Source organism: Enterobacter soli ATCC BAA-2102, from assembly GCF_001654845.1.
Classification (GTDB): domain Bacteria; phylum Pseudomonadota; class Gammaproteobacteria; order Enterobacterales; family Enterobacteriaceae; genus Enterobacter; species Enterobacter soli.
On sequence record NZ_LXES01000006.1, the window covers coordinates 1 to 9,549 of the forward strand.

The 9,549-nt window shown below is 55.3% G+C and carries 8 protein-coding genes; 4 read left to right on the forward strand and 4 right to left on the reverse strand.

Annotated elements, in window-relative coordinates; translation table 11 throughout:
* Positions 1-469: 469 nt before the first annotated feature.
* Together exbD and exbB are read right to left on the reverse strand one after the other, a co-directional pair.
* Positions 470-895, reverse strand: coding sequence for a TonB system transport protein ExbD (exbD, locus tag M987_RS01905; RefSeq protein ID WP_014071754.1), 426 nt, complete (start codon positions 893-895; stop codon positions 470-472).
* Between the two features lie 6 nt (positions 896-901).
* Complete coding sequence (exbB, locus tag M987_RS01910; RefSeq protein WP_014071755.1) at positions 902-1,633, reverse strand: tol-pal system-associated acyl-CoA thioesterase; 732 nt, start codon at positions 1,631-1,633, stop codon at positions 902-904.
* A gap of 251 nt (positions 1,634-1,884) precedes the next feature.
* Between exbB and metC the strand changes: the two genes are divergently transcribed.
* The gene (gene metC, locus M987_RS01915; RefSeq protein WP_014071756.1) at positions 1,885-3,072 is read left to right on the forward strand and encodes a cystathionine beta-lyase; all 1,188 of its coding nucleotides are present in this window, start codon (positions 1,885-1,887) and stop codon (positions 3,070-3,072) included.
* 142 nt (positions 3,073-3,214) lie between these two features.
* Positions 3,215-3,874, forward strand: a complete 660-nt coding sequence (gene yghB / locus M987_RS01920; RefSeq protein ID WP_014071757.1) for a DedA family general envelope maintenance protein YghB — start codon at positions 3,215-3,217, stop codon at positions 3,872-3,874.
* Positions 3,875-3,921: 47 nt separating this feature from the next.
* Here yghB and M987_RS01925 read toward each other — a convergent pair whose 3' ends face one another.
* The gene (locus M987_RS01925) at positions 3,922-4,821 is read right to left on the reverse strand and encodes an AraC family transcriptional regulator (protein ID WP_014071758.1); all 900 of its coding nucleotides are present in this window, start codon (positions 4,819-4,821) and stop codon (positions 3,922-3,924) included.
* 194 nt (positions 4,822-5,015) lie between these two features.
* Here M987_RS01925 and yqhD point away from each other — a divergent pair, with 194 nt between their 5' ends.
* Positions 5,016-6,179: an alcohol dehydrogenase gene (gene yqhD, locus M987_RS01930; protein WP_014071759.1), complete on the forward strand. Its 1,164-nt coding sequence runs from the start codon at positions 5,016-5,018 to the stop codon at positions 6,177-6,179.
* Between the two features lie 106 nt (positions 6,180-6,285).
* Positions 6,286-7,113, forward strand: coding sequence for a 2,5-didehydrogluconate reductase DkgA (gene dkgA, locus M987_RS01935; RefSeq protein WP_014071760.1), 828 nt, complete (start codon positions 6,286-6,288; stop codon positions 7,111-7,113).
* Between the two features lie 89 nt (positions 7,114-7,202).
* Here dkgA and M987_RS01940 read toward each other — a convergent pair whose 3' ends face one another.
* A complete protein-coding gene (locus M987_RS01940; protein WP_064555824.1) occupies positions 7,203-9,380 on the reverse strand; it encodes a YgiQ family radical SAM protein in 2,178 nt (725 codons plus the stop codon).
* Positions 9,381-9,549 lie beyond the last annotated feature (169 nt).

The following is a 9,549-nucleotide window of genomic DNA, read 5'->3' on the forward strand; positions in this document are numbered from 1 at the left end:
GGCTTTTTCCTTCCGGCTTTTCGGGGACGGGCGGAGGCAACGTCCCTGTAAATCCGCCCTCGCCGCGCATCCCTGCGCGTCGCCCCGACCTACAGGAAACGCTTCGGCGATTTTCAGCCGGACTCACGCTCCCTCAGCCTTCTCTGCGGCCTGAAAGGGGCACGGACGTTGAGTCCCGCAGAAATCGGCGAACCGGAGACCGGATGACAAGGGCTGGACGCCAGGGATGGCGGCCAGAGGCGAATCGAGACAGGATGTCGAGTTGAGCCGACCGCAGGCAGAGGGTCGGGAGGTGAGCGCAGTGCGAAGCACCGATTTCGTTGCGGGCCGCGGGGATTGATAAGGGGGCCGCGGCGGCTCCCTTATCCCGTTCACGTGTTCTGAACGAATTATTTTCTGCGGCTATTAAGGTGAACGGAACACTCCACCGTGCTTAACAGACAAGCATTAGGCTTTCGCCAGCTCTCATTTATTTGACGGCGGCTTTTTCTTCGCCGACCAGACCAATCTTCAGGTAACCCGCCTGATGCAGTGTGTCCATTACCCTCATCATGGTTTCGTAATCAACCGTTTTGTCCGCACGGAAGAAGACGGTGGTGTCTTTCTTCCCGCCGGTAAGCTGCTCCAGTGCCGGGATAACTGATTCATCCGTCACCGGGTCATTGCCCAGGAACATGGATTTATCGGCCTTCACCGACAGATAAATAGGCTTTTCCGGGCGTGGCTGCGGCTGGCTGGAAGAGGCTGGCAGATTTACCTTCACGTCAACCGTCGCCAGAGGCGCCGCCACCATGAAGATAATCAACAGAACCAGCATGACGTCGATAAACGGCGTCACGTTGATTTCATGCATTTCGCCGTTATCGTCCAGATTTTCATTAAGACGCATTGCCATAGCTAATCAACCTGCACGCAGTTTCGACGCCGCGTGTACCGGTTTAACGGAGCTGGCGTTAAGGTCAAGATCACGGCTTTGAAGCAGCAGAACCTGCGCTGCCACGTCGCCCAGAGTGGCTTTGTAGCTACCAATCATACGCGCGAAGACGTTATAGATAACCACCGCAGGAATTGCCGCAACCAGGCCGATTGCCGTTGCCAGCAGCGCTTCTGCGATACCCGGTGCCACAACCGCCAGGTTGGTGGTTTGCGTCTGGGCAATACCGATGAAGCTGTTCATGATGCCCCACACCGTACCAAACAGACCCACGAACGGGGAAATCGCACCGATAGTGGCCAGATAACCATTACCGCGGCCCATATGACGGCCAACTGCGGCAACGCGACGCTCCAGGCGGAAGCCGGTACGTTCTTTAATGCCTTCGTTATCTTCACTACCTGCGGAGAGTTCAAGCTCGTTCTGAGCTTCGTTTACTAACAGGGTGGTCAGGCTTTTCGTGTGGAAGGAAGAGGTCATATCAGAAGCCTGATCCAGCGAGCGGGCTTCTGCCAACTGCTGCTGTTCGCGCTTGAGGCGACGCTTCTGCGAAATGAGCTCAACGCTCTTACTGAAGAAAATAGCCCAGGTGACAACGGACGCCAGAATCAGGCCGATCATCACAATCTTAACCACGATGTCAGCATGATGATACATGCCCCAGACGGAGAGATCCGTCTGCATCAAATTATTACCCACTCTGTATCTCCAGGACGCAAATCACAAAATCTGAGCGTAATAATATCAAAACGACGTCGAATTGATAGTAGTTCTCATTAGTATTTACATATTGCCGTAATTTTCGCTCACTTTCCTTGCGCTTACGCAGTAAAAATTTCTTATGCGTATTTTTCATAAAATTTTCTGCTTATTCGATAAGCATCCGGGTGCACATTTTTTCAATCGTGGTAGTCTGGACGTCCAGACGTATAAAAACAGGGTTGGCGAACATGACTAAGAAGCAGCTTGATACCACGCTTGTTCAGGCAGGACGCAGCAAGAAATACACACTGGGATCGGTGAACAGCGTGATTCAGCGGGCCTCCTCACTGGTATTTGATACCGTTGAGGACAAAAAAATCGCAACGCGTAATCGTGCCAAAGGCGGGCTGTTTTACGGTCGTCGCGGGACGCTGACCCATTTTTCACTTCAGGAAGCCATGTGCGAACTGGAAGGTGGCGCGGGCTGCGCACTGTTCCCGTGTGGAGCTGCGGCAGTTGCCAATACCATTCTGGCGTTTGTGGAACAGGGCGACCACATTCTGATGACCAATACCGCCTATGAACCAAGTCAGGACTTCTGCACCAAAATTCTCAGCAAGCTCGGCGTCACCACCGGCTGGTTTGATCCACTGATTGGCGAAGGCATCGCCGAACTTATTCAGCCAAACACGCGCATCGTGTTCCTGGAATCTCCGGGCTCTATCACCATGGAAGTGCATGATGTGCCTGCCATTGTGAAAGCCGTGCGCAGCAAAGCGCTGGAAGCCATCATCATGATCGACAACACCTGGGCGGCAGGCGTGCTGTTTAAGGCGCTGGATTTCGACATTGATATCTCCATTCAGGCCGCCACCAAATACCTGATTGGCCACTCGGACGGCATGATCGGCACCGCCGTGTCCAATGCCCGCTGCTGGGATCAGCTGCGTGAAAATGCCTATCTGATGGGACAAATGGTGGATGCCGATACCGCCTACATGACCAGCCGCGGGATCCGTACGCTGGGCGTGCGTCTGCGTCAGCATCACGAAAGCAGCCTGAAAATCGCTGAATGGCTGGCGCAGCATCCGCAGGTTGAACGCGTCAACCACCCTGCGCTGCCGGGCAGCAAAGGCCATGAGTTCTGGCAACGTGACTTTACAGGCAGCTGCGGTTTGTTCTCATTCGTTCTTAAAAAACGGCTGAATAACGATGAGCTGGCAAGCTATCTGGATAATTTTGCCCTCTTCAGCATGGCCTACTCCTGGGGCGGCTTTGAATCTCTGATCCTGCCAAACCAGCCAGAGCAGATAGCAGACCTGCGCCCGGGCGGCGAGGTGGACTTCAGCGGCACCCTGATCCGCCTGCATATCGGTTTAGAAAATGTGGACGATTTAATTGCGGATTTAGCGGCAGGGTTTGAGCGTATCGTGTAGAGTGCTGGCTGAAAATGTACTCCTGGACTCTTTTGTGAACACCGCCACCAGAAAAGTCTGCATTAGTTGCGCCCGCGATCAAACCCAGCGGGCAAATCAGGGTGTACAATAGCGCTATATCTGCTGTACCACAGGAAAGTCCATGGCTGTTATTCAAGATATTATCGCGGCACTCTGGCAACACGATTTTGCCGCGCTGGCAGACCCACATGTCGTGGGTGTTGTCTATTTCGTGATGTTCGCGACCCTGTTTCTGGAAAATGGATTACTGCCAGCCTCGTTTTTGCCCGGTGACAGCCTGCTTCTGCTGGCCGGTGCGTTAATCGGAAAGGGTGTGATGGACTTTACCCCAACGATGGTCATTCTCACCTCCGCCGCCAGCCTGGGCTGCTGGTTAAGCTATTTGCAGGGCCGCTGGCTCGGCAATACGCGCATGGTGAAGAGCTGGCTGTCGCAGTTACCTCATAAATATCATCAGCGTGCGACCTGCATGTTTGACCGACACGGCCTGCTCGCATTGCTCGCCGGGCGCTTTCTGGCGTTTGTCCGCACGCTGTTGCCAACAATGGCCGGTATTTCAGGTCTATCGAATCGCCGCTTCCAGTTCTTTAACTGGCTAAGTGCGCTGTTGTGGGTCGGCGTGGTGACCTCACTCGGCTATGCGCTGAACATGATCCCGTTTGTGAAACACCATGAAGATCAGGTGATGACCTTCCTGATGATCCTGCCGATGTTCCTGCTGGTCGCGGGCCTGGTGGGTACGTTGATTGTGGTGATCAAAAAGAAGTATTGCAGTGCGTAAATGAATAAAGCCGGGTAGCGCTGCGCTGACCCGGCCTACATTTCCCGTCAGGCTCCCTGCATCATTCTGATGCGTGAGGCATCTTCCCCCGGCGTCACGCCGAAGTAGCGCTTAAACTCCCGACTGAACTGCGACGCACTTTCATAACCCACCCGCATTGCCGCCGCGCTGGCCTTCATGCCGTCGTGGATCATCATCATACGCGCCTTATGCAGCCGGTATGTTTTCAGGTATTGCAGCGGCGAGGTGCTGGTCACTGATTTAAAATTATGATGAAACGCCGAGACACTCATGTTTGCTTCCGCCGCCAACTGGTCAACGCTGAGGTTTTCCGTGTACTGGCTTTCTATGCGCTTAAGCACGCGGCTTATCAGGCTAAAGTGCGTCTGGCGGCTCACCAGCGCCAGCAACGCCCCGCCACCCGGCCCAAGCAGCACGTGATACAGAATTTCGCGGATAATCTGTTTGCCCAGGATACGCGCATCCAGCGGCCTTGCCATCACATCCAGCAAGCGCTCAATAGCACAGAGGATCTCGTCCGATAACGTGGCTGAGTTAATCCCGCTTGCCGCCATCGACGGCTGGAACAGCTCGTCCTCGCCGATCTCCATCAGCAGCTCCTGCAACTGAAGGATATCGACATTTAAACGAATACCGGCCAGCGGAACAGCTTCTGTCGCGAAGGTTTCACATTCAAAGGGTAAAGGTACTGTCAGGAGCAGATATTCATTGGTGTCGTAACGGAACACGCGCTCATTGATATAGCCAATTTTATGGCCAGAGAAGAGAAAAACGATGCCCGGCTGGTACATCACCGGTGTACGCGTACCCGGCTGGGTGCCGTAGAGCAGGCGAATATCCGGCAGCAGTTCACCTGCATTATTTTCTTTTTTTATCAGATGGTTAATCTGAGAGGTTAACTGAAGGCAAATCTCTTCGCGGTTCATTTTGAGTTACTCCAGGTACGGTTTCCGACCTTAACAGTGTGCGCAGTTTTTCGCTGTTTCTCCAGCGCTCTGTAGAAATGGGCAAGACATCGGCAGGAATGTGCATTGAGAGGATGGCGCGTGCCCGCCACAATGTGCAGCATCAGGTAGCCAACGCGCCACCACGATTTTTCACCCACGATAGGGAACGAGCAATGAACAATTTTAATCTCCACACCCCAACCCGCATTCTGTTTGGTAAAGGCGCTATCGCCGACCTGCGTGCACAAATCCCGGCTGACGCCCGCGTACTCATCACTTACGGCGGCGGTAGCGTGAAGAAAACCGGCGTGCTGGATCAGGTTTACAGCGCTCTGGAAGGTGTGGACGTGCGTGAGTTTGGTGGTATCGAGCCAAACCCATCGTATGAAACCCTGATGAACGCGGTCAAAATTGCCCGCGAAGAGAACATCACCTTCCTGCTGGCTGTTGGCGGCGGCTCCGTACTCGACGGCACTAAGTTCATCGCGGCTGCGGCACATTACGCAGACGGCGTTGACCCGTGGCATATCCTGGAAACCCGTGGCAGCGATGTGAAAAGCGCTATCCCAATGGGTTCGGTTCTGACCCTGCCAGCTACCGGCTCTGAATCCAACAAAGGTGCCGTTATCTCCCGTAAAACCACGGGCGACAAACAGGCCTTTATGAACGATCACGTACAGCCTGTGTTCGCGATCCTCGACCCGGTTTACACCTACACCCTCCCTGCGCGTCAGGTCGCTAACGGTGTTGTGGATGCGTTTGTTCACACCGTTGAACAGTATGTGACTTACCCGGTTGACGGCAAAATTCAGGATCGCTTCGCGGAAGGTATTCTGCTGACGCTGGTAGAAGATGGCCCGAAAGCGCTGAAAGAGCCTGAAAACTACAACGTGCGTGCCAACGTAATGTGGGCCGCAACTCAGGCACTGAACGGCCTGATCGGTGCAGGCGTTCCGCAGGACTGGGCAACCCACATGCTGGGCCACGAACTGACGGCAATGCATGGTCTGGACCACGCTCAGACGCTGGCGGTTGTTCTGCCTGCGCTGTGGAACGAAAAACGTGATACCAAGCGCGCTAAACTGCTGCAATACGCTGAACGCGTGTGGAACATCACCGAAGGTTCAGAAGATGCTCGTATCGATGCCGCAATCGAAGCGACCCGCAACTTCTTTGAAGGGCTGGGCGTTCCGACGCGTCTTTCTGGTTACGGCCTGGACGGCAGCTCCATCCCTGCCCTGCTGGCAAAACTTGAAGAACACGGCATGACGCAACTGGGCGAACATGGCGACATCACGCTGGACGTGAGCCGTCGTATCTACGAAGCGGCGCGCTAAGCGTTTTTATCATCCCGCCTTTCGTTTTTTGACATTTCGTCCAGACTTAATGCACACACGCCATCGGGGGTTCGCCCCCGATGGATGAGCAAATGAAGGAGGAAAAATGGCAAACCAAACCGTAATCAAGCTTCAGGACGGCAACGTGATGCCCCAGTTGGGGCTCGGTGTATGGAAAGCCGGTAACGACGAGGTCGTATCCGCCATTCATAAAGCACTGGAAGTCGGCTATCGTTCTATCGATACCGCCGCCGCGTACAAGAATGAAGACGGCGTGGGTAAAGCGCTTGCCACCGCAGGCGTCTCCCGCGACGACCTTTTCATCACCACTAAACTGTGGAACGACGACCAAAAGCGCCCGCGTGAAGCGTTGCAGGAAAGCCTGGATAAGCTACGGCTGGATTTCGTCGATCTGTATTTGATGCACTGGCCCGTCCCGGCTATCGACCACTATGTTGAAGCCTGGGAAGGGATGATTGAGCTGCAAAAAATTGGCCAGGTGAAAAGCATCGGGGTCTGTAATTTCCAGGTTCACCATCTGCAACGTCTTATTGACGAAACGGGAGTGGCACCGGTCATTAACCAGATTGAGTTGCACCCGCTGATGCAGCAGCGTCAGCTCCACGCCTGGAATGCCACGCACAAAATCCAGACCGAGTCCTGGAGCCCACTGGCTCAGGGCGGCGAAGGGGTTTTCGATCAGAAAATCATCCGTGAACTGGCGGATAAATATGGCAAGAGCCCTGCGCAAATTGTCATCCGCTGGCATCTGGACAGTGGTCTGGTGGTTATTCCGAAATCGGTCACGCCAGCGCGTATCGCCGAGAACTTCGATGTCTGGGATTTCCGTCTGGACAAAGATGAACTGGGTGAAATTGCGAAGCTGGATCAGGGCAAGCGGCTTGGGCCGGACCCGGATCAGTTTGGCGGGTAGTTTTCCCTCACCCTAACCCTCTCCCACAGGGAGAGGGGACCCTTTCCACCCTCTCCCTGTGGGAGAGGGCCGGGGTGAGGGCATCATCGTTATCCGATCTTACGTTTACCCGTTTTTTTCGTCCCCGCAGCACTACCGTTCGAACGCTGATGCACAATTGGCGTGTGCTTGGTCAGCGCCGGGCGCGTGTTGCGGTTCTGGCGACGAGCTTCACGCATTTCATCCAGCGTGGGTGCAGGCACCAGACAGTCGCGACGCGAGCCGATCAGGTGTTTTTTACCCATATCTTCCAGCGCCTGGCGGATCAGCGGCCAGTTTTTCGGATCGTGGTAACGCAGCAGTGCTTTATGCAGGCGACGCTGTTTATCCCCTCTCGGCACCACCACGTCTTCACTCTTATAGCCAATCTTACTCAGCGGGTTCTTCCCGGTGTAATACATGGTGGTCGAGTTCGCGAGCGGTGACGGGTAGAAGTTCTGCACCTGATCCAGACGGAAGCGGCGTTGTTTCAGCCACAGCGCAAGGTTCACCATGTCTTCATCACGCGTCCCCGGATGCGCAGAGATGAAATATGGGATCAGATACTGCTCTTTCCCTGCCTGCTTTGAGTAGGTGTCAAATAGCTCTTTAAAGCGGTCATAGCTGCCCATGCCCGGCTTCATCATTTTCGACAGCGGGCCTTCTTCGGTGTGCTCCGGGGCAATCTTCAAGTAACCGCCAACGTGGTGCGTTGCCAGCTCTTTGATATAACGCGGATCTTCCACCGCGATGTCGTAGCGCACACCGGAAGCGATCAGGATCTTCTTGATGCCTTTCAGATCACGGGCGCGGCGATAGAGATTGATCGTCGGCTCGTGGTTGGTGTCCATATGTTCGCAAATGCTCGGATAGACGCACGACAAACGGCGGCAGGTTTGCTCCGCACGCGGGGACTTACAGCGCAGCATATACATGTTGGCCGTCGGGCCGCCCAGATCGGAGATAACCCCGGTAAAGCCTGGCACAGTGTCACGAATAGCTTCGATCTCGTTGACGATAGAATCTTCTGAGCGGCTCTGAATAATGCGGCCTTCGTGCTCGGTGATGGAGCAGAAGGAACAGCCACCGAAGCAGCCGCGCATGATGTTGATCGAGAAGCGGATCATCTCATACGCCGGGATACGGCTGTTGCCGTACGCCGGATGCGGAACTCGCTTGTACGGCAGCGCAAAGACGCTGTCCATCTCTTCGGTCGACAACGGGATAGCTGGAGGGTTAACCCAGATGTAACGCTCGCCGTGCTTTTGCATCAGCGCACGGGCACAGCCCGGGTTGGTTTCATGGTGCAGAATACGGGAAGCGTGCGCGTAGAGCACCTTGTCGCTTTTGACCTTCTCAAAGGACGGCAGCAGCACATAGGTTTTTTCCCACGGCTTTGGACGCGGCGGCTGCACCACAACGGCTTTGGCTTCGGCTTTTTTCGGCTCGACCGGTTTGTTATCCGCGCACGGCAGATCGTCGCCGTACGGATGCGGGATAGGGTCGATTTTGCCTGGCATATCGATGATGCGGGAATCCACACCGCTCCAGCCTGGCAGCGCTTCTTTCACCATGATCGCGGTGTTACGCACGTCGCGGATCTCGCTGACCGGCTCGCCCTGCGCCAGACGGTGCGCCACTTCGACCAACGGACGTTCACCGTTACCGAAGATAAGCATGTCGGCTTTGGAATCCACCAGCACAGAACGACGCACGGTATCAGACCAGTAGTCGTAGTGTGCGGTACGACGCAGGCTTGCTTCGATGCCACCCAGGATGACCGGCACGTCTTTCCATGCTTCTTTGCATCGTTGGGTGTACACCATCGTCGCGCGATCCGGGCGTTTGCCCGCCACGTTATCGGCGGTATAGGCGTCGTCATGACGCAGCTTACGGTCGGCGGTATAGCGGTTGATCATCGAGTCCATGTTGCCGGCGGTAACGCCGAAGAACAGGTTCGGTTTGCCGAGCGACATAAACGCGTCTTTGCTGTGCCAGTCAGGCTGGGAGATGATCCCGACACGGAAGCCCTGGGCTTCGAGCATTCGGCCACAGATGGCCATCCCAAAGCTCGGGTGGTCGACGTAGGCATCGCCCGTGACCAGAATGATATCGCAGCTGTCCCAGCCCAGTTGGTCCATCTCTTCGCGGGACATCGGCAGAAATGGCGCCGGTCCAAAACAGGCTGCCCAGTACTGGGGCCAGGAGAAGAGGTCACGATCCGGCTGGATCAGGGATATTGCGCTCATAATGCTTCCGAAGAAAAAATAAACAAAAGGGCGGGGATTATACGCTGGAACATTGTGGGAAATGAAGGGGTATTGTGCGGGCTGTTGCCCCCTCTCCCCAAAGGGGAGAGGGGGCTGCTCGATGCGGTCTTTCACCCTCGCCCCTCTGGGGAGAGGGTCGGGGTGAGGG

What these genes read in the sequence shown, in the direction of transcription:
- exbD (WP_014071754.1), bottom strand. Translation starts at nt 895, where the DNA reads ATGGCAATGCGTCTTAATGAAAATCTGGACGATAACGGCGAAATGCAT.
- metC (WP_014071756.1), top strand. Translation starts at nt 1,885, where the DNA reads ATGACTAAGAAGCAGCTTGATACCACGCTTGTTCAGGCAGGACGCAGC.
- yghB (WP_014071757.1), top strand. Translation starts at nt 3,215, where the DNA reads ATGGCTGTTATTCAAGATATTATCGCGGCACTCTGGCAACACGATTTT.
- M987_RS01925 (WP_014071758.1), bottom strand. Translation starts at nt 4,821, where the DNA reads ATGAACCGCGAAGAGATTTGCCTTCAGTTAACCTCTCAGATTAACCAT.
- yqhD (WP_014071759.1), top strand. Translation starts at nt 5,016, where the DNA reads ATGAACAATTTTAATCTCCACACCCCAACCCGCATTCTGTTTGGTAAA.
- dkgA (WP_014071760.1), top strand. Translation starts at nt 6,286, where the DNA reads ATGGCAAACCAAACCGTAATCAAGCTTCAGGACGGCAACGTGATGCCC.
- M987_RS01940 (WP_064555824.1), bottom strand. Translation starts at nt 9,380, where the DNA reads ATGAGCGCAATATCCCTGATCCAGCCGGATCGTGACCTCTTCTCCTGG.